This window comes from Bacillus sp. FJAT-26390 (genome assembly GCF_001682865.1).
GTDB lineage: Bacteria > Bacillota > Bacilli > Paenibacillales > Paenibacillaceae > Pristimantibacillus.
The window spans coordinates 113,158-134,795 of sequence record NZ_MAQX01000002.1 but is presented as its reverse complement, the minus strand read 5'-3'; the positions used below and the strand labels follow the sequence as shown (position 1 = coordinate 134,795).

The following is a 21,638-nucleotide window of genomic DNA, read 5'->3' as shown; positions in this document are numbered from 1 at the left end:
ATGAAGAAGATTATTATCGGTGATCAAATAGTAAAGTCTTTCGGTGCGGGAGATGAACAGCGTAATGTTCTTGATGAAGTGTCCGTTGAAATAAACGAGGGCGAGTTTGTAGCGGTTATGGGACCTTCTGGATCGGGAAAATCGACGCTGCTGTTTGCGTTGAGCGGAATGGACAAAGTTGACGGAGGAAAGGTCGTTTTTGACGGCGGGGAATTATCGGCGACCTCTGAGAATGAGCTTTCAGATATACGTAGGACAAAGATGGGATTTGTTTTTCAACAGCCGACTATGCTGAAAAATCTGAATATTCTCGACAATATCATTCTTCCATCAATGCGCGATAACAGAAAAAACGTCGAAAAAATATCGGAGAAGGCAAGAGCGCTTATGAAAAGGGTTGGCATTGAAGAGCTTGAAAAGCGAGACATGACACATGTTTCGGGAGGTCAGCTTCAACGTGCGGGAATATGCCGCTCGCTTATGAACAGCCCGAAAATCATTTTCGGCGACGAGCCGACGGGTGCGCTCAACTCAAAATCTGCGGAGAAGATTATGGATATATTTTCTGAAATTAACGCGGATGGTACTGCGGTTATGCTTGTAACTCACGATGCAAAGGTTGCAGCGCGGACGGAGCGCATTATGTTTATGCGCGACGGAAAAATCGTAAGCGAACTGAAGCTTTCAAAGTTTGACGGGACAGATATGGATGGCAGGGTCGAGAAAGTTGCAGCGGAAATGTGGGAGATAGGAATATGATTTGCCTCATTTTGATTTCTTCGCTGAAACGAGTCGAGCAAGTGCGAACAATTGAATTAGTACGTTTGAGATGTATTTGAATGATGTAGAGGAAGTCGGAGAAACGGCGTTCCCCATGCTTAATTTCTCTGTTAGACCTAAATAAAGGCACGGCCGTCTGCTTCGAATTTTAATAACAATCAAGGCAGCGGCTAGTCGTTCTGTTGATATCCAACAAGGTGCAGAGTTGGCTAAAATGGAGCTTGAATTGCTGCTGACCCAGTACGAATGGATTCAAAACAAATTCGAACATGCAAATCCCAATGATGATGCCACTGGTCGAATCCGTTGAAAAAGATGCAGTCTCTCATCGCATTGTGTGACAAACTCATTCGCATTCTTTTCGGCATATTGAAAAAAGGACATGAGTTCAAGGAAGAAAAAAATGATGCAGGATATCCCTCGATGATCCATACGGATGAAGATCCTGCCGGGCAGCATATCTGACTTCCACCTCATGGACAGGTTGAATGAAGGAATGTGGGAGGGTTGACCGCCATGAGCCTATGTGGAGACTTTTTTGCACTTTAACCGGTCCCATGAATTTATTCATCTACAACATCGTTCCACTGAAACGCTATCTGCAATAAACAAACTAGGGCAATATTATAAGAAAACGTGAGTATTTAAGAGATAAGCAATTCTCCATAGAGGGAGGATACTTGAAATTGAATTATTTGGCTAATAATATTAGAGTTAATAAATTATAATTACTTTGATATTGGGGAATGAAACAATGCAAATTCGTGAAATTGAAGAAAAGGACAATCAAACAATAGAGCGAATTATTAAACGCTCATTGGAATCATTTAACCTAAACATTCCGGGAACAGCATATTTTGACCCTCAACTCAACAGTATGGCACAATATTACAAGGAACAATCAAATGCAAAGTATTGGGTTGCAGTGAATGAACAAAATGAAGTGGTAGGCGGTGTGGGGATTGCACCGTTTGGGCAGGAATCGGGAATTTGCGAGTTGCAAAAGCTATACATCACACCCGAAGCTCAAGGCGTGGGTCTGTCGAATGATCTTATGAAAGTAGCACTCGACTTCGCCAAGAAACACTATACACACTGTTACTTAGAAACATTGAAGAAACTTCAAGCAGCAAATCTCCTTTACATCAAATTAGGTTTCCGGCAACTTGAAAGACCATTAGATGGTTCAGAGCATAATGCTACAGACGCTTGGTTTATAAAAGACTTATCGTTTTTGGGATAGTACAAAATTAACGCTCTACAGGAATCCTAACGGGTAATGATAGCTGAATAACAACACTGCGGCAGCCGTTCAATACGATCGGCTGCCTTTTTGTTGAGCTACGGGCTGGATAGTTTAAGATCATTCGCTGAGAGATGTATCACAAGTAACGTTAAAAAAGCATAGGAAAACATGCAGACCAGGTACGCAGACCGGAAATAACCGCCATCTTCATTCGCTTAGCATGTCGAGGGCGGTCAATGTTTTATATGGTTTGTAGGGGCGGACAGATAATTATTTCGTTTACACTGGCATCGTCTGGTTCGTTAATGGCGTATGCAATCGCTCTGACGACATTGTACGGGGATATCGACTCTGATTAACATAGTTGTTGCACACCTTTGAACCACACGGATTTGATCGACAAGCTATCTGAGATGTTGGATGTCGGATCACCGTCTACTAGTATAAGGTCAGCGCGCGCACCTTCGGTAATACGGCCGCGATCGTGAAGACCAAAGCAACGGGCCGGTTTGGTAGTAGCCGACTGAAGCGCTTCTATCGGAGTGAACCCTGCCTTCACCAGCAATTGCATTTCATGATGGACGCTGGCTCCATGAGCAAGGCCGCCAAGATTCGGAACGGGAACCGGCGCAACATCCGTCCCTACCAGAATATCAACTCCGGCACGGTGAAGGTCCATCACATTCTTAAAGCTGTTCTCCATATTGCCTTGCGGAAACGTATTGAAGCTTGAGTTCAAAATATCGATCCAATCCGGACTTAATTTGGAATGAACACGCGGATCATTCGCCAATTCCGATGCCGGATTTCCAATAATCGATGAATTCAACACCAAGCACGGTGTAACAAAAGCGCCTGAACCCGCTATGGATTTCACTAACTCGGATGTGTACTCGGGTCTGTCGATAAACAAGTGGCCCAAACCGTCGACTCCTAAATCGATGGCTTCTTGCGATGAAAGAGCCGTCAAGACGTGGGCGATGACCAGTTTATCGAACTTGTGGGCTTCTGTCACGGCTGTTTTTAGAATCTCGTCGCTTAGTACAGGCAGGCCAGGTGCACCCATAACCGTTCCTTCTTCAATCATGATCTTAATATAGTCGGCTCCATTATCTACTTGGGTATGCACATGTTTAATCGCTTCTTCCACCGTCGTCACTTGCGGTATTTCTTCGTGATCGTGAGCGTATGCAGCCAACATCGCTTCCCGGTCTTCCTCCGATAACTTCTCTAGTTCCTTTAATACGAATTCCGGTATTTCATCTCCATCCGGCAGTAATTCATCTGGGTGTCCGCCCGGAGCTGTGATCGCTGTGCCTGCAGAACGGACGTCTGCGACATCATTCACATTTTTCAACTGAATCTCGCGCCCTCTTTTAGTAAAATCGCCGTTCATTTCGAGTTCTGTTGTAACGCCGAATTTTAAGGCATCTCGTAATCCGCCGATTGAGGTGTGGACATGTGCATCTATGAGACCCGGCATTAGTGTCGCATTTTCTCCATCGATAATCGTTGCATCGGCCGGAAGGTCTCCGCCCACTGAAATAATGGACTCCCCTTTAATGACAACATGTCTGGGCGCAATAATTTGATCTCCATCAAAGATACGTACATTTGTAATCGCCGTAACTTGTTCTAACGCAGCATTTTGAGTTACCTTCTCCATTTGAATTCCTCCCAAGTTTTGTTGTTTAACAGTTCGAAGTATAACTGTTAGTTATCTAACTGTCAATAAACTAATACTCGTTTGACAACCCTATAGGATCACTGTATAGTTTAGTTACTTACAGTTAGATTCCTAACAATTGCAGGGGGGACGATCATGCAATCCCGAAAGGATACGCCTTATCTGGATTTGTTTCAGATTATCGGTCTTAAGTTAAAGAAAAGAGCGGACGAGAGTATAAAAGAGCTGGGGTTAAACGCTCAACAAGGAAAAGTAATCGATTATATTTACCAGAACCAAAATAATCATATTATTCAAAAGGACCTTGCAGATCGGTTTCATTTACGTGGGGCCAGCATTACAAGCATGCTTCAAGGTCTAGAGCAAAAAGGGTTCATCGAGCGAAAAATCCCGGCCAATAATGAACGGCAAAAAAATATATATGTATTGCCAAAAGCGATTGAACTGATCGAAGACTTTCAAGACTCATTCCAAAAGGTGGAGGAAGAAATCGTTCAAGTCCTTACCGACGAGGAAAAGCAAGTCTTAAAGGAAATGTTGATCAAAATTAATGAACGCTTATAATGGAAGAAAAAATTGTAACGTCAATCCAAGAATAAACTCAAAGGATTTATTGAAAAGAGCCATAAAAGGAAATTTCCAGAAGAAGCGGAAGGTTTTTATTATTTCACCTGTCTACTCTTTGGGTAGCATATCACTTTCTCGACAGCTTGAGCCCTCCTGTATTTGCAGGAGGGCTCTTTGCATGTTCTTCGATCCGTTCCTTTACACGCTAATGATTATTCACTCACTCGCTAAAGATTATTTGGCGTATTCAGGTATGTTGCTCGGTAATGATTGTAGACGGCACTTAGGGATGCCCAGTAAGCTCGGTGTAGTCAAGCGATTACACTGGCACAGGAGGCTATGCTCTATGAATTACGAGAAATACGAGGATCGGGTCAGAGTGCAGAAGAGAAGCGATGAACAACGCGTAAACCAACACTCACCTTATTGTGATCTCATTTATTATCCTTCTTCGATTCACCCGGAGCTAAGCCTCGCGATGAGAATATTGAAGCCGCGAAAGCCCTCCCCTATATGTGTAACAACCCACGGCTGGCATATGAGCATCCCTGCCTTTACCTATATGGATACGCCTCATCGGGAAGGTGATTATTTAATCATTGAGGTGGATATGCGTGGACGTGCATTTTCTGATGGCGAGCCGGACTGCAACGGCTGGGAGTTGCTCGACGTGATCGATGCCGTTCATTATGTACGGAAGCATTACGCTGATTGCATCATTAATCCTGAAGTTGTTTATTTCGAAGGGGGAAGCGGCGGCGGAGGAAATGCTTATGCGATCATCGGGAAGTTTCCTGATTTTTTTTCAGCTGCAACAGCGATGTGCGGCATTACCGATTATGGGTTATGGTACGAGCAGGATGAGATTGGCGAGTTTCGCGATGAATTGGATGTGTGGATCGGTTATCCTCCACAGACGAGCGTTGAGGCTTATCAATCGCGAAGCGGCTTGGCGTTGTTAGGCAATGTTCTGACTCCTTTGTTCATCGCACACGGAGAGTCGGATATCCGTGTCCCTGTCCAGCATGCACATCTCTATATGCAACGAGTGATGGATCTTGGACAGCAGGAGCGTGTCAGCTATCTGGAGCTGGAGGGGGTCGGGACGAGAGAGCATTGGGGAAATGCGACGGAGGAACAGATGCGGCAGATGAGAGAGCTGAGCGAGCAGAATCGCCGGAAGTACAACGTGCCTATCGAAATACCGGCCACTGGCGTGTTTACTGTCGCTGGTTATCTGATCACGAAGGAATTTTCTGTCATTTTGAATTCCCTCGATAAGGTGGCGCAGGTGATCTATGATTTGCAGAAAAATGAATTCAAAGTGACGGGTGAACAAATCGAAGGTTATACGATTGTTCGCCATAACAGAACAAGTTAATGAACAGGATTGCATGGCTTTTAGGAAAGCCTTTAGTCTATGAATGCTAAAGAAATGGAGGTACTTAAATGGAGATGAGGGAAAGACCCTTCATGACGGCTGGCGCCAGCATAGGTTCTGGGCCGCAGCCGAATAAGAGGAACCGAATCGGTAAAATTATCGCTCGTGACAGATGGCTGTATTTTATGCTGCTGCCTGGCATTGTTTATTTCATTCTATTCAAGTATTTGCCGATGTGGGGCGTATTGATAGCCTTTAAGAATTACCAGCCCTTTTTGGGCTTCTGGCAAAGCGATTGGGTAGGGCTCAAGCATTTCACTCGTTTTTTTGGCGAGCCAACCTTCTGGATGCTATTTAAAAATACGGTTATACTCGCGCTTTACAATTTGTTTTTCTTTTTCCCTCTGCCGATTGTCGTCGCCTTGATGCTCAATGAGGTGCGAAAGGAGTCCATGAAACGATTTATCCAAACGATGGTTTATATCCCGCATTTCTTCTCGTGGGTCGTAGTAGTCGGTATCTTCTACATGCTCTTTACGGTTGAGGGCGGCATCGTGAATGAGATGATCGTGAATGTGGGCGGGGAACGCGTTAATTTTCTCATTAGCGCCGATTGGTTTCGAACCATGATTATGAGCGAAGTAGTGTGGAAGGAAACGGGCTGGGGGACGATTATTTTCCTTGCCGCGCTCGCAGGCGTAGATCCCGGTCTGTATGAGGCTTCCAAAATCGATGGTGCGGGGCGCTGGCGCCAGTTGTGGCATATTACGCTTCCTGCCATACGCAGCACGATAATTATTTTGTTCATCCTGCGGCTTGGCCATTTTATGGATACGGGTTTTGAGCAGATCATTCTAATGCTTAACGCAATGAATCGCGAGGTAGGGGAGGTTTTCGACACCTATGTGTATTCGGTGGGGATTAACCAATCTCAATTCAGCTACAGCACAGCAGTAGGATTGTTTAAATCCGTGATCGGTTTGGTACTGGTGCTCGCTACCAATGCGTTAGCCAAAAAGGCTGGAGAAGAAGGCATTTATTAAGGGGAAAGGAGGAATTGAAATGAGAGACCGATCATGGGGTGGACGGTTATTTGATGGTGCTAATCTGACGCTGCTGCTTTTATTCGCAGCCGTAACCGTACTGCCGTTTCTATACATGGTGCTTGGCTCGTTCGCTTCGCCGGAGCAATTTGCCAAGCAGGGTATGGTATTAATCCCAACTAAGTTTTCAGTGGAGGCGTACAGCTATATTTTCTCCACGGACACAATCGTCCGCAGCTTGCTTAACACCATTTATATTACACTAGCGGGCACCTTCATCAATATTTTATTTACCGCTTTAATGGCTTATCCGCTTTCTCGCAGAGAATTGCTAGGGCGCAGGTCGGTCATGCTGATGGTTATCTTCTCGATGCTGTTCAGCGGAGGCATGATTCCTACCTTTCTAGTTGTTAAGTCGTTAGGCTTGATAGATTCGCTCTGGTCTTTATTGCTGCCGGGAGCAATCAGCGCTTTCAATCTAATTATATTAAAAAACTTTTTTCAGCAAATGCCGGAAGGCATTGAAGAGTCAGCGAAAATTGATGGGTGCAATGATCTGATCATTTTGATTAAGATCGTGTTGCCCCTATCGCTTCCGGCGATTGCGACCTTTTCCTTGTTCTACGCAGTGGGTCATTGGAACTCGTTTTTTTCCGCGATTCTTTATATCAATGATACAGCCAAGTGGCCGATTCAGGTTATTCTCAGGCAGGTCGTAATTATGTCCGAAGGTGGGATCGGCGATTCCAGCCAGGTGAACGATACCTTCACCATTCCGCCGCAGTCGATTAAGATGGCCGTTATTACGGTATCGACTCTGCCTATTTTAATTGTGTATCCGTTTTTGCAGAAGCATTTTGCGAAGGGTGTACTCTTGGGTTCGGTTAAAGGATAGTGCTGAATGTCACTCTGCTACATTCTTTCAGAGTGACGGTAGGCACATAATCTTTTAATATAAAATACAAGGAAGAAAAGGGAGGATCACAATGAGGGGATCTAACGGGCAACGACGCAAGGGATGGAAGATCGCGGGGGCATTGCTGATTGTGGCAGGTCTGCTGGCAGGCTGCGGACAAGGGGAGAATCAGGCTGTGAATAATAGCCCATCTACGGACAATCAAGCAACGGCCAAACCAAGCGAGCCGCTCAAGCTGTCGATGATGAATATGTATTATTCGGCTGAACCGCCTAAAACAGACAATGAAGCGGTGAAAATGATCGAACAGTACACAGGAACTGAGCTGGACATTACTTGGGTGCCTAACTCCGCCTACAACGATAAGATCAATGCGACGATTGCCGCCGGCGAACTACCAAAGATTATGATGATTGCCGGCAATAAAGGGCAGGGCATCATTAATGCGGTACAGTCGGGATTATTTTGGGAAATTGGCCCGTATCTGAAGGATTATCCGAATCTGAGCAAGCTGAATCCGATGGTGCTCAGCAACATATCGGTAGAAGGCAAGGTATACGGTATTTTCCGCAGCAGGCCTCTGGCGCGTGAAGGGATTATTTTACGAAAGGATTGGCTTGATGGGGTTGGGCTAGCGGAGCCGAAGACGATCGATGATTTCTACAATGTGATTAAGGCATTCAGTACGATGGATCCCGACAAGAACGGAAAGGCAGACACGTATGGCATGTATGAGGGCAGAGGGCTCAACGGGTTTCAGACGATTCTAAGCTGGTATGGCGGACCGAATCTGTACGGAATCGAAAATGATAAGGTTGTTCCTGATTTTTTAACGAAGCAATATGTGGAAGCGCTTAAGCTGTACAAAAAACTGTATGATGAAAAGCTGATTAATCAGGATTTCGCTGTCGTACCGGGAACAAAACGCCAGGAAGCGGTTAATCAAGGCAAAGCAGGCTTAATTATCAGTACCTTGGATGATGTGAATGCGGGTTTTAACGACTTGGCCAAAGCTAATCCCAATGCTGTACTTGACGTAGTCAGCCGGATTAATGGACCAGAGGGCGAGCGACTGATGCTGTTTAATGGAGGTTATGTGGGGGCTTATATGTTCCCGAAAACCAGCGTGAAGACAGAAGAAGAGCTGAAGCAAATACTGGGCTTCATGGATAAGCTGGCAGATAAGGATATGCAAAATTTATTCGAGTGGGGAATTGAAGGCAAGCATTACAAGGTTGAGAACGGTAAACCGGTACGCACAGACGGAAAAGCCTATGAGACCGACATCAATTCGATCTATCAAATCCGTTTTGATGATGGTAGCTTGGCGGATGCTGGAGAAGATGCCCCAATCGTGCGCAAATATAAGCAAATGTTCAAGGACAATGCCGATATTGCTGTAGCAAATCCGGCAGAATCTTTCCAATCGCCTACACTTGCAGAGAAGGGCTCCGAGATTACGAAAATTATTCAGGATGCAAGAGTGAAGTTTATTATGGGCGATATTGACGAAGCAGGCTGGAATGCGGCTTTGGAGCAATGGAAGAAGAGCGGTGGCGACAATGTTATCGAGGAATACACCGCTCAATACTTACAGTTGAAGAAGTAGTCAACTGCTATTCGTACAAAGAATGCTCGGATACAATAGAGTAGAGGAATTCTTTTTCCCTTGCGAAAATGAATTCCTCGCTCATTTCGCATCATTTGGAGGTTAGTCCGATCATGAGAATTCGTCCGCCCAAGTTTTTACTACGGTTGTTTCTGTTCAGCGTGCTTCTGGGAACGCTACCCGTTCTCGTCTTGGGGTTTCTATCCTATCAGAAATCCTCTGAGATCATTCAGGATAAGGTCGCCAAGGGCAACATGCTGAATTTGGAGCAAACCCAGCAGAGGGTGGAGCAGATTCTGAAGACGGCAGACAAATCAGCCATACAATTTATCAGCTCTTCGCTTGTAAATTCCGCTTTAAATATGTCTTTAACTCCCAATCAATTCGAAACGGTGAACAGCTTGTTGCAAGGGCTTCACCAGCTTCAAGGCTTTGATCTGGGCATTTCGGATATTTTGCTAGTTAGTTTGAAACGTGAATGGGCAATCGATAACTCTTCCGAGGTACTTCGCCTAGAAAGCTTTGAACAGGCGGATATGGTAAGTCAGTATGCAGCGTCTGACAAAACCAGCTTCTGGACGCACGCCGGCACTACTAATGAGGAGGTGCATCTGGTCAAGAAGCTTCCGCTTCATTCCGCTGCGCCGTCGGGCTTAATCATCGTGAAGTTCAAAAGCAAGGAGATTAATAAGCTGCTGGCAAATAACCGAGAGCTTGGGGACGTAATGATTCTGGATGAGAACGGCCTTGTACTGGCACATAGCGATCTGTCGCAAATTGGCAGGGATTTCAGCAGGAGAGCGGAATTGCTTCCGATTCGCAATGATGCGGCTACAGTAGGAGCCTACACGACTTCAGCCAATGGAGATAAGGGTGTCACGTTCCGAAAATCGCCTTATAATGGCTGGGTGTATATATCCGTTTCATCTGTGGAGCTGATTACAAAGGATTCGAAAGCCATTGAATGGTATACGATTACAGCTTGTCTGCTTATTCTTGCCTTTACATTACTGCCGTCCTGGCTCGGTGCCAGACGGATGTACAGCCCGATTCAAATGATCTACCGCTCCCTACAGGCCGAGCCGGAACATGGGAAGACCGCAGACGCGGACGAGCTGCGCTTCATTGGTCACCAAGTGAATGAAATGCTGGATACGAAGCATCGATTAACGGGCATTATTGAAGGACAGCAGCGGCAGGTCGAGGAGCTGTTCATGATCAAGCTGTTTCAAGGCGAAGTGCGGGTACAAGAAATTCAGGAAAAGGTATCCGGATTTGCTTACAAGCCAGAGTGGGGTCCGATCTGCGTGATGGCTGTTCAAATTGATACGCTGAAGGACACGCGTTATAAGGATGTGGATGAGGATCTTCTCTTGTTCGCCATTAACAATATCGTGGATGAAATCGTGCCCGCCTCGGAGCGGTTGAAGCCGGCCGTTATGCACCGCACACAAGTCACATTGCTTGAATGCCGTGGGAAGCAGGAGGAAGCGTGGAAGAGGAGAGTGAATGAATTAGCTGCCGAGATTAAACAAAAGGTAAGCCAGTTTCTGGAGCTTGAGGTCAGCATAGGCATAAGTCGGCTCTATCCGGCGCTGGAGGATGCGAGAATGGCGTATCAGGATGCGACAGAGGCTTTAAAGTATACGATCAGGACGGGGGCAGGCTCTGTTATCTATATCGAAGATGTCGAACCGGAAGGCACGATTCTCTCCCTCTTTCAGGGGAGAATTGAGCAGGAGCTGCTGGATGCGGTGAAGCTGGCCGATACTGCCCGGGCCGAGCAGCTGCTTGAGCAGTATTTGCAGGAAATCTTCCAGGAGAAAGTGAATCACCGCGAATATTTTGTTCCATTAACCGCCTTCCTGCTTGAATTGGTCCGTATGGCGCAGAACCTTGGCGAACCGCCGTCCTCTTTATATGACGGGGAGAAATCGTTAATCGATCAGCTGTACAGGCTGAGAACGGTGAAGGAAATAAGTGAGTGGTTCCGCGAGGCGTTAATGTATCCGATGATGGAGCTGTTTGAGCAGAAAAGAAAAATGCAATATATGCGAATCTCGGATCAAATGCTGGCGATGATTCAACATGAAGCGGAGACGGATCTATCACTGGATGCATGCGCTGTTCGTTTGGGCTACCATCCGGATTACATCCGGGGCGTATTTCGCAAAGAGACCGGCGTCAATTTCAGTGATTATTTATCTAGCTTTCGATTGCAGAAGGCGAAGGAGCTGCTTGTCGATTCCGAATTGAAAATTGGAGAGATAGCAGAGCGGCTGCGTTACAATAATTCGCAAAATTTTATCCGGTACTTTCGTAAACAGGAAGGCATGACTCCAGGCCAATATCGTGAACAACATCACTTAAGGGAGTGAAGACTTTGTTGTTGAAAAAAATAGGCTTATCCCTGTTAGCGGTTATGCTGGTGGTTCCTATGGTTCTGATTCCCGGTCCTCAAAAGGCGGATGCCGATCCCGCTGTTAACCCGGCCGTTATCCGCGAGGGTTCTACGTATTTGCTGGATTTTGAAACGGGATCGCTAGCAAGCGGAACTTATCATGATGGAACGAGCAACGCCTTGAAATTTTCCGGCGATACGACTCATATTTCGTTGAATGACGGACAGCTCGTGATGGGTTCGTTAACGGGCTCCACTGTGGGGGTGTTCGATTACGGCTTCTCCAGCGTGCCCTTAGACAAATATGATAACTTCGAAGTTTCATTCGATATGACCATGACACACCGGGAGGCGGGCAAGCAGGTCGGCATCCAGTTTCAGAAGAATGCTTGGAACGATGGTTGGGATGCCCAGTTAAAGACTCACTTCACATATGACGGCAAAATGAATTTTTTCGAGGGCAGCACCTCTATCGCCAATACCGATGCGGGTAAATATCGCAGCCTCAAGGATTACGGTGCTCCGGGACTGAATCGAGAAGTCATGCCATGGGAAACGTATCGCGTCAAGCTGGTAGCTGATGGTAACCGGGTACAGGTGTTTATGAACAGCCATTCGGCGCCTGTAGTCGACGTGCTGCGTGCTTCTCCGGTAGGTCAGGGCTTCGTAGGAATATTCGGCAATGCCAATACAGGCTTTAAGCTGGACAATTATTTGTTTAATAAGCTGAAGCCTGAGGCGGAGCGGGATGATTTTGCTTTGTCAGGGGATACGGCAGGTATGTATGTGTATATTCCGCCTTTAAATGAAAGCGTTACCAAAATGATCGTTCGCTATCAGAACCTGACGGATGCAGCACCCGTACAACAGCTCTCCTATACGGGTGAGAGAAATCATTATCTTTATGTAGGCGGTTTGATGGCCGGCAAGGAATACAAGGTTGAGCTAATTCCGGTCTATACCAGTGACCGGTCGAATGTGGATACGGAAATATCCGTATATAAAAGCAAGACGGTTCAAATCGGCCAGCCTCTACAAACGGAGTTGATTCTATCCGAAGGTGAAACCTTCCTCGGGGCTACGAAGCAAGTTGATGTATCCGTCATCGGCGCAGACAGTGTCCGTTACACGCTGGATGGCTCAGAACCAACGCTCACGCATGGAACGGCGATCAGCGGGGACTACATTTTCAGCGATTCGGTTGTTATCGATCATACGCTGACATTCAAAGCGGCAGCGATTTTGGATGGAGAGATCAAGAGCAGCGCCGAGGAAACATATGTGGCTGGTGTGAATTCCGTGCAACTGACCGGATCAGCGGTATTTCACAATACGCAGCAGGTGAACATAAGCTCGGAGCATGCCGATGCGATTATTTACACAGCAGATGGCTCGAGTCCGCTCTATGAAGCGGCTGCGGATACAGCAGCCAATGGTACGATGGTGCGCGCCTCGTCGGCTTCGATTACGTTAACTGAAACGTCTCAGGTACAGGTGCTTGCAGTACGGGATGGGGTTGCTGGAGCAATCGCCTCGGCCCGCTACACAAAGGTGGCGCTGAATAGCCAGCTTATCACCTCCTGGAATTTCACCAACAGCTCCGTTGTTTACGCTCAAGAGCAAGATGATGCATATGGAAAAGCTTCAGCCCCATGGACAAATTTGCTCGGTTGGGATGTAAACGCGGATAAGGGAGTTTGGGCCAATCATATTGTGACGGATAACGTATTCCGAGATTTGGAGGGCGTGCATCTGTTTACAACGTCTAACGAAATTCAAGCAACGACCTCCAATCCTAATTTCTATCTGGATTTTCATGATGCGGGACTGCTTAAGGTTCCTGCTGAATATCGGTACTTAAGCATCTGGATGAAGGTGAACCATACGGCGAATGCTGCCGTCTATTTTGGCACGGATGTAAGTGCGGATACGAATAAGCTAAGTGAGTCTAGGAAGGTGGCCTTCCGAAATACAGCCTCAGAGATTCCGTCCTTCCAGCGATACATTATCGATATGGGACAAAATCCGGGCTGGACGGGCAGCATTACGAAGCTGAGGATAGATCCGATAGCTACGTATCCGAGCATGAAGGATGGAATCGAAATCGCAGTGAAGGATATTCAGATGCTGAGGAAACAGGATTTGCCGGCGGAAGTCAGGCTAACAACGTTCGAAACATCGTCTAAGGAGATCTTATCGCCGGGCGACACCTTCGAGATCAAAGCGGTATTGGAGAATATAGGGGAAGACATCGATTCGATGTCCGTGAACTTGTCTGTACCTGATTTTATTGAAGTAACGCCAGTGGACGATTGGAGCCAATCCGGCTTGTTATCCGGTCAATCGGTAACTTTGACCTATGAGGCTGAGGTGACGGGGACGGGAGCGGGTGGAATATCGCTGACTGTTTCGGGATCAGGGATCCCATCGACAAGGGGATTATCGCGTATATTCAGTGTCAGGGCTTCGCTCCCAGCCAGTGGCCAGGCCGATGATGTCATTATCGGCAATGCCGAACGGCGTTTGGTATTTCCATCGCCACAGAACACGGGGCTTAGTGGCTACGGTTTTGCATGGCTGGAGGCGCAGCGCAATGGCAACTGGAGCCGGATGGCTGTAATGCCTTCACTGGGAAGTGTGCAGCAATTGGCAAACGACGGTCAAATTTACGTTCAGGAGTTATATGCAGTGGCACCAACGGCCGCCAGCCCCTCTGAATTCCCGATTGGGTTCACAGATCCGCAGGGGGCTGATTGGACGGGGAAATTGAGCATAAATATGGACGGCGATGAACAATTCAAGCTTGAGCACGCGCTGCAGGCCGATGCGTCACGTGATATCGCGGCTATAGTCGGTCCTACGTTGCTGCTGGGCGAGGCAGGAATTCCATCGCTAAATGAGCAGCATAAGGTAATCAGGTCTGCAGACGAAGCGACAGGAGATTATATCCACGAGGCGTTATTTCCAGGACTGGAATGGCTGGATGCGATGGAGCTGAACAATCGCTCGTCCGATACGGCTGCGGTTATTGATTCCGTAGACGCTTATCGTTATGTACCAAATCCGCGCAAAATTACGGTTCCCTTGATGGCGGTGCGCAAGGATAATCTGTTATTTGGCTTGATGTGGGATGCCCGCCAGAAGTGGGACGGTGTTCATGATCAGCCTTCAGCGTTTTTTGGTCTTCCCAACCGTCTGGAGCGGGGGGAGGATACCGTGTCTACGAAGCTGAGCTTGTTTATACCTTCGATGCTTAACGGAATCAATGAGAATGCAACCTTTGCCACGGGCATTCCAGATTTCTATAATCGAATTACTGCCAATTCGAACAATGAAAACCCAGTCAGGCAGCCTTATGAGCTTGGAGCGAATGAAGAAATCATTCTGCAATCTCGTATTTTTGTTAAGGAAAGCACAGAAGTTTCGTCTGTTGTTCAGGATTGGATAAAGGAATATGGCCTCCCTGAGCAGCTTGATTATGCGCATGGGACGATGGAGCAGGAAAGTGAAGCGATCTTGACCAGCTTCGAGAATTTATGGACTCCTTCGGAGAATAAATGGATGAACCGGATCGGGCCGCCGGCTACGCCAACCATCACTTCTGCTTTTGTTATGCCTTATGCAGTCCTAGGCCGTTATGGAGGCTCAACCTTCCGCGATCTTGCCGAAGCACGCGTTGATTCTGCGATGACTTCGGTGGGAGGGAATTACTCCACCTATGGATATGTCCTGCCGTTCTATCTAGAAGGCATAGCGGGCCCAACATTGGAAGCCTTGAAATCAATTAATGTGGATTCTGCCATTAGCTCGGCCCAGAAAGTGAATCCTTCGAATGTGTCCGATGGCGTGTACTGGGATTATCAAACGTATATCACACGCAAAGGCTTCCCGGCGAGCGTTCATATGGGCGGGCTAACCGACGTAACGGCGGGCTCAAATGCGGAGATTCTATTCAGAATGCTCCGGCACGCGCGAATTACGGGAAATGAATCGGCTGTAACCTATGGTCTCGCAGGAGTGGATTACATGAATGAACACTTTGCTCTGCCGCGAGGCTCTCAGTCTTGGGAGTTGAGAAATATGATCCCTGAGCTGGAAACAGCAGCTGTGGCCGTTCGGGCTAATGTAGAAGCTTATAAGATAACGGAGAATCCGGATTATATCGAGCAAGCCCAGCTTTGGGCTGGAAGAGGCATGCCATTTATCTATTTGTGGGATGATGGCAGCTACGGGATCGATAAGGCGAATGGGCTAGGTGGCTCGTTCGGCAGCCATACGTTTATGCGATACGGCGCGATTGCTGCATTTGGCCAATCGACGTACCGCAGCGATGGAAAGCCGCTGCCGGGAACTTGGTTCGGACGTCCCGTTCAATGGTCCGGACATGATTTCGGCATCGCGCTGATGGAGCTGTATGAGGCGATGGAGCGTAACGGGCTGTGGAATGCCTATTTGATGGGAGGCGGGACGGATTATCGGACGATCAGCTTGGGCTTGTCGGTCAGCGGTTCCAGACAGACAACTGCAGCCGACAATCTGTATCCTACTCATTTGTACGATGCGGCAAGCTTGTTGAAGTGGGAAACATCGGATTACCTGTATCCCAATTATCAAGGAGCCGAGCTGCTTGGCGCACTGCTTGGTTCAAAGACGAATCCGATTACGCAAACCGTTCCAATAGGAACTAAGGAGATTCGGATTAGCGCTGCAACCGATATCGAGGTCTTAAGCGCCTCGTCAGCATCCATTCAGCTGCGTGCCGAGTTCTCATCTCCAGGGTCTTATACAATCTTCGTACAGGGGATTACGAGTCTCGGAAATGTGCTGCTAAGCAGCAATGATGCAGATGCAGTGGTAAGCTCATTTGCCGTAACGTCTGGTAGCGGCTTTGCCGAAATTCATCTCCAGATTGGAGAGTCGGGAGAAACAGAGGTCAATCTAAGCTCGGTTGTTCTCGCTCCTTAGGTATCTTGCGATAACTGGAAGCTATAGCTTAATACTCACCAAGGCTGCTGGTATAGCTTTTGTTTCGGCGGGGCCTTTGCGATGCCATGATCAAGGCAAAGAAGGAATAAATATAGCCGAGGCTTTAGAGGGTTACCATACTGAGGTGGGTAATAATAAAGAAAGTATCAAAGTAATTCTGCTCTTATTTTTTTGACTCGAATTATCAAATAAAACTTGTATCAAATAATTTTATAACTAACAAATAATGCGTAAAGAGTCTATGTCAATCGTAGACTCTTTTTTCCGTTTATTACTCCTTTGGCGGGTTTTTAGATCCGAATGAAAAGCCAAATGCAACGCCAAGCGCAACTCCGATTCCGATTCCAAGCGCAATATTGTCCAGTGCGACACCAAATGCGACTCCAAGAGCGATACCGATCGCCAATCCTGATCCCATCGATTTGTTTTTCTTATCCAATTCAGACACCTCCGATGTTTTTTCTATATTACGATGGTGCGGAAGCTCTAGTTTCATCTCGTTATTCACAAGGCAATTATCGACAAAGAAGAACAAACTCTATCAATTTACTACATTGGGTATATATCCCATAATAGGTCCTATGATATACTCGTAGAAAATATATCCAAGGAGCTGTCGCTATGATTAAAAAAATGACGTTGATCATTTTCGCTTTAATGCTGCTATTTCAAGCGAGTGCCTTTGCAGCACAGAATAAGACTGCTGAGGTAGAGATCAATAAGGTTAAGGTTAGAGTTAACAATGTTCAGGTAGCAAGCAATAATCTTTTGTACAATAATACGACCTATTTGACCATTCGAGCAGTAGCTGAAATGTTGAAGCTGCCCGTCAATTTTTACAAAGAGACGAAGACGGTCTACATTGGGAAAGTGCCGGAAGGCGAAGTCCCGGAAAAGGTATTGTCAACTTGGAGCATGACCGCTCCGGCCAAGTCGAACGTTGAGCTGGAGAAGCCGAGAAAAGCAAAAATAAGCTTCGTTTTAAATGAAGTCTCCATAAAAGTGAACGGTAAAAAGATATCCTCGGACAACCTCATCTATAAGGGAAGTACATATGCGCCTATGCGCGCTGTAGCACAGATGCTTGGTTATGATGTGAAAGTGCATGTGCCGACTTCGACTGTATATATCGGAGAGGTCCCTGCGAATCTTTCCTTCGATAATCCGAAGCCTGCTAGCAATAATTCCAGTAAGATGTATGATGTTGCCGCGACCGGTTCCATGAAGGGCTGGAGGCTGCTTAAAGGACACGAGTACGAAGGTAAGCTGGAAATTTACTATAAATTAAACGGGACGATGGTAAGCACGCAGGTAAAGGATATACAAAAGGTAGATTTGAAGAAAAAAGTATCTTGGGTGGATGACAGCGGGAAAAAGAGACAAAATACAGTAGGCGAAATTTATAAAATGTTTGGAACGTTCAGCGAATACACATCCGAATGGTTTTATGAAAAGTTTGGCGACCTTTATGCCGATTGGCTGCTCTCCAGCACCGCTGACGTGAGCTCGCTAGTTGACCGCTACTTAGAGGAATCCGGTCAGCTTGAAGCGCCAGGCAGCAATATAACGCTTGGTCCTGACAGCGTTTTTGAATAAAAATTTGCGAAATCGCCGCTAAATATGTTATTTTAAAGGAACTAATGAAAAGGGGGGTGAAGTAGGTGAATCACGAAATGGTCAATAACCGTATTAGCCGGCTGCCGATTGCTATGGCTGGCATCGTTCATACATTTTCCGCAAACGGGAGAGGTCTGTCCAAATATGCTAATACGATTAAACCATTCGCGAGAAGACGCCTACTTTAGCCACAACGGATAGCTGTATCATCCGAAGGGTCGCAGGCTTGTTGCTGCGGCTCTTTTTTTGTGCACCACGGGTCAGGGTCTTCATCATTAGGAGGCTCTTTAGATGATTATCGTTAACATAAATGAGATTAAAAAATTTCACGCAGCAAACCTGGTGTTTGATGGGCTTACGCTTCAAATTCATACGGGTGACAGAGTTGGATTGATCGGTCGCAACGGCAGCGGCAAATCAACCTTGCTCCGCTTAATTTCCGGCCATGACCAGGTGGATGAAGGCATGCTGACGGTGCAGAAAGATTTGCAAATCGGCTATTTGCCGCAGATTCCTGAGGCTTTTAACGAACGGACCGTTTATGAGGTTTTGGCCTATGGCTACGAGCATTTGATGGCAAGCAAAAAGCAAATGACGGACATGGAACAGCAAATGTCGAGTCCCGAAGCAATCGCAGATCCGGCAGCTATGGAGCGACTGCTGAAAACGTACTCGCTCGCGCAGGAGAGATTCGAGAGAGACGGCGGTTACGAGATGGATACGATGATTGATCAAGTGGCAACAGGCTTGCTAATCGACCGTTCTTTTTATACGCGAAGCTTCAGCAGCCTTTCAGGCGGTGAGAAGACTAAAATTTCGCTGGCGTCGCAATTAATTGTCCGTCCCGCATTGCTGCTGCTGGATGAGCCAACGAATCATTTGGATTTGCGCGGCATGGAGTGGCTGGAGCAGTTTCTCCGGCAATATGAAGGCGCGTGCGTCATCGTGTCGCATGACCGTTACTTTCTCGATGCCGTCAGCTCCAAAATGATTGAGCTGGAGGACGGCACAGCGCAGACGTTCCATACTAATTATACGGGTTATATGAAGGAGAAGGAGGAGCTTCTTCTCGGGCAATTTGCAAAATTTCAAGAGCAGCAGAAGCAAATCAAGAAAATGAAGGAAACGATCAAGCAGCTTGAGGATTGGGGACGTATCGGCGGAAACGAGAAGTTTTTTAAGCGGGCAGCCTCGATTCGTAAAGCTTTGGAGAAGCTGGAGATGATAAAGAAGCCTGTTCTCGAGCAGAAAACGGCTGATTTTGAGCTGCTGTCGCTTGACCGTTCCGGACGTAGGGTGATTGCTTTCGAGGGTGTGACCAAACGCTTCGGTGAGCGGGTTATTCTGGATCAAGCAGAAGGAAGCTTGTTATATGGCGAGAAGGTTGTGCTGGTAGGAGACAACGGATCAGGCAAAACGACCTTGTTTAAGCTGCTGCTTGGAGACTATCAGCCCGACGAAGGCGAGCTCGTGCATGGGGCACGAGTGAACATCGGCTATTTGGCTCAGGAGGAAAAGGCGGAGAACAAACAGCAAAGCGTGCTCGACTTCTTTCGTACGGAGGGCGGCTATGAGGAAGGCGAGGCAAGAAATGTGTTGGCGGGCTACTTGTTCTACGGGGCGGATGTTTTTAAGCCCATTCATGCCTTGTCTGGCGGAGAATGGTCACGGCTGCGCCTCGCGCTGCTCATACGCAAAAAACCGAATCTGCTGCTGCTCGATGAACCAACCAACCATCTGGACATCAGCTCCCGAGAGGCGTTAGAGGAAGCGTTGGAGCAATTTGGCGGAACGGTGCTGGCGATATCGCATGACCGTTATTTTATCAATCGGCTAGCTAAGCGAGTTTGGGAGCTGAAGCAGGGGACGATTGCCGAGTATTTGGGCAATTACGACGATTTTAAAGCGAGGCAGCAGCAGGTTAGAGCAAATGAGACGCCTATCGCAAATCCGGCGGAAAAGACGCGGGAGCGAAAACGGGTGAGCGAACAGCCGGCGCATAAACAAAACGCTGCCGAGACTCGGAGCAAGAGCAAGCAGCAGCTGGAAAGCGAAATTGCCGTGCTTGAAGCAAAGCTAGCCGAACTAAGCTTGGAAATGGAGCAGCTTGCTGCGAGCGGCAAGGATGCATCCCGGCTGGAGGCGGCTTGGAGCATGCAGGAGCAGCAGCAAATGCAGCTGGATCGACTGCTCGAAATGTGGATGGAGTTCCCTGAGAGCTAAGAAAATGTTTCTAGTATTTCTATCAATTTCTTATCGAGTAGATCACTTCCTGATTCAGATATGGTAAACTAAATGTTGGAAACGCCAAGTCCGAGGGAGTGGAACGATGGAACAATTGATCGGGAAGAAAATACAGCATGATATTTTGAACGCATATGGCGTGACGATTGTACCAGCTAATTCTGTTGTTTCTCGTGAATCACTACAAATTATGATGAACCATCGGATAGATTTAAATGCTATAGTTCTGGCATCTGAGCAGAAATCAACGCCACAAAAAAATATTCAAATCGGGGAGTTCGTGCAGCAGACGGTTAATGTATCCAGGGAACTTTTCGAGTCGATTCGGGTGTCCCGTAAGGTGCCTTTGATGGAGATTCGCAATGAGGTTCTGCCGGCTATTGTTCAGCTTTCCAAAAATCAAGATATATTTGAATTGTTTGAAGCGGTAAAGGCCAAGGATGAATACGTTTACCAGCATAATATAGGGGTTGGCGTCATATCGACGCTCATAGGCAGATGGATGAATCTAGAGGATTCGGAGCTTATGATTTTGTCTTTGGCTGCGACGCTGCATGATGTAGGCAAAGTGAAGCTTCCGCTTGAGGTGCTCAACAAACCAGGCAAGCTGAACGAGGTTGAGTTTCAATTAATCAAAAAGCATACTATTTTTGGCTATGAGCTGCTCAAAGGAACGACAGGCTTAAGCCTGCGGATCGCCCGCGTAGCGCTTCAGCATCATGAGCGCGAGGACGGGAAAGGTTATCCGCTTGGGCTCAAGAAAGAAAATATAGATCTATTCAGCTCGATCGTTGCGGTAGCGGATATTTTTCATGCGATGTCCTCAAAGCGGCCTTATCATGAGCCCTTGTCCTTCCACGAAATCGTCAGCCAGATGAGCGATGGCAGATTTGGCGCATTAAACCCGCAAATCATTTCGGTGTTTATTGAAAATATGATGAAGCGCTTAGTAGGAAAGCAAGTGCTGCTGACCGATGGCCGCGAGGGTGAGGTCGTATACATCAATCCGCACAATATCGAGACGCCTTTAATTAAGCTGGCGGATTATTTCCTCGATTTAAGCCAAGAGCGTGACGTTCATATTAAGTCCATTATCGCTTAAAATAAACGAGTCAAAGCGCTGCTAACCAACACTTGTTGTTTAGCAGCCTTTTTTCGTCA

15 protein-coding genes and 1 pseudogene are annotated in these 21,638 nt (G+C 47.0%); 14 read left to right on the top strand and 2 right to left on the bottom strand.

The window, feature by feature from the left end; all coding sequences use genetic code 11:
- The 3 genes and pseudogenes from A7975_RS08975 (at position 1) to A7975_RS08970 (ending at position 2,023) form a co-directional block, all read left to right on the top strand.
- The gene (locus A7975_RS08975) at positions 1–759 is read left to right on the top strand and encodes an ABC transporter ATP-binding protein (RefSeq protein WP_065384954.1); all 759 of its coding nucleotides are present in this window, start codon (positions 1–3) and stop codon (positions 757–759) included.
- 4 nt (positions 760–763) lie between these two features.
- Positions 764–929 (top strand): annotated as a pseudogene (locus A7975_RS32935) (2OG-Fe(II) oxygenase); the annotation flags it as partial.
- 605 nt (positions 930–1,534) lie between these two features.
- Positions 1,535–2,023, top strand: a complete 489-nt coding sequence (locus A7975_RS08970; RefSeq protein ID WP_053374396.1) for a GNAT family N-acetyltransferase — start codon at positions 1,535–1,537, stop codon at positions 2,021–2,023.
- Positions 2,024–2,381: 358 nt separating this feature from the next.
- Here A7975_RS08970 and A7975_RS08965 read toward each other — a convergent pair whose 3' ends face one another.
- Positions 2,382–3,692, bottom strand: a complete 1,311-nt coding sequence (locus A7975_RS08965) for an amidohydrolase family protein (protein WP_065384953.1) — start codon at positions 3,690–3,692, stop codon at positions 2,382–2,384.
- A gap of 156 nt (positions 3,693–3,848) precedes the next feature.
- Between A7975_RS08965 and A7975_RS08960 the strand changes: the two genes are divergently transcribed.
- From A7975_RS08960 to A7975_RS08930, 7 genes are all read left to right on the top strand, one after another.
- Positions 3,849–4,277, top strand: a complete 429-nt coding sequence (locus tag A7975_RS08960) for a MarR family winged helix-turn-helix transcriptional regulator (protein ID WP_053374398.1) — start codon at positions 3,849–3,851, stop codon at positions 4,275–4,277.
- A gap of 349 nt (positions 4,278–4,626) precedes the next feature.
- Entirely contained in the window at positions 4,627–5,661 is a 1,035-nt protein-coding gene (locus A7975_RS08955; RefSeq protein WP_065384952.1) for an alpha/beta hydrolase family protein, read from the top strand.
- Between the two features lie 68 nt (positions 5,662–5,729).
- Positions 5,730–6,704 carry an ABC transporter permease gene (locus A7975_RS08950; protein ID WP_483295909.1) on the top strand — a complete coding sequence of 325 codons (975 nt, stop codon included), beginning with the start codon at positions 5,730–5,732 and terminating at the stop codon, positions 6,702–6,704.
- Positions 6,705–6,723: 19 nt separating this feature from the next.
- Complete coding sequence (locus A7975_RS08945) at positions 6,724–7,599, top strand: carbohydrate ABC transporter permease (protein ID WP_053374400.1); 876 nt, start codon at positions 6,724–6,726, stop codon at positions 7,597–7,599.
- A gap of 91 nt (positions 7,600–7,690) precedes the next feature.
- On the top strand, positions 7,691–9,229 hold the full coding sequence (locus A7975_RS08940) for an extracellular solute-binding protein (protein ID WP_065384951.1): 1,539 nt from the start codon (positions 7,691–7,693) through the stop codon (positions 9,227–9,229).
- 113 nt (positions 9,230–9,342) lie between these two features.
- On the top strand, positions 9,343–11,607 hold the full coding sequence (locus A7975_RS08935; RefSeq protein ID WP_065384950.1) for a helix-turn-helix domain-containing protein: 2,265 nt from the start codon (positions 9,343–9,345) through the stop codon (positions 11,605–11,607).
- 8 nt (positions 11,608–11,615) lie between these two features.
- A complete protein-coding gene (locus tag A7975_RS08930; protein ID WP_141680253.1) occupies positions 11,616–16,595 on the top strand; it encodes a chitobiase/beta-hexosaminidase C-terminal domain-containing protein in 4,980 nt (1,659 codons plus the stop codon).
- A 292-nt stretch (positions 16,596–16,887) separates the two neighbouring features.
- On the opposite strand, the gene A7975_RS08920 is transcribed toward A7975_RS08930, so the two are convergent.
- Positions 16,888–17,055, bottom strand: coding sequence for a glycine zipper domain-containing protein (locus A7975_RS08920; RefSeq protein WP_176707696.1), 168 nt, complete (start codon positions 17,053–17,055; stop codon positions 16,888–16,890).
- Between the two features lie 182 nt (positions 17,056–17,237).
- Between A7975_RS08920 and A7975_RS08915 the strand changes: the two genes are divergently transcribed.
- The 4 genes from A7975_RS08915 to A7975_RS08905 all read left to right on the top strand — a co-directional run bounded on the left by A7975_RS08915 (position 17,238) and on the right by A7975_RS08905 (position 21,579).
- The gene (locus A7975_RS08915) at positions 17,238–18,212 is read left to right on the top strand and encodes a stalk domain-containing protein (RefSeq protein WP_065384946.1); all 975 of its coding nucleotides are present in this window, start codon (positions 17,238–17,240) and stop codon (positions 18,210–18,212) included.
- A 65-nt stretch (positions 18,213–18,277) separates the two neighbouring features.
- On the top strand, positions 18,278–18,421 hold the full coding sequence (locus A7975_RS34060; protein WP_176707701.1) for a hypothetical protein: 144 nt from the start codon (positions 18,278–18,280) through the stop codon (positions 18,419–18,421).
- Between the two features lie 103 nt (positions 18,422–18,524).
- Positions 18,525–20,456, top strand: coding sequence for an ABC-F family ATP-binding cassette domain-containing protein (locus tag A7975_RS08910; protein WP_065384945.1), 1,932 nt, complete (start codon positions 18,525–18,527; stop codon positions 20,454–20,456).
- 106 nt (positions 20,457–20,562) lie between these two features.
- The gene (locus A7975_RS08905) at positions 20,563–21,579 is read left to right on the top strand and encodes an HD-GYP domain-containing protein (protein ID WP_053374406.1); all 1,017 of its coding nucleotides are present in this window, start codon (positions 20,563–20,565) and stop codon (positions 21,577–21,579) included.
- Positions 21,580–21,638 lie beyond the last annotated feature (59 nt).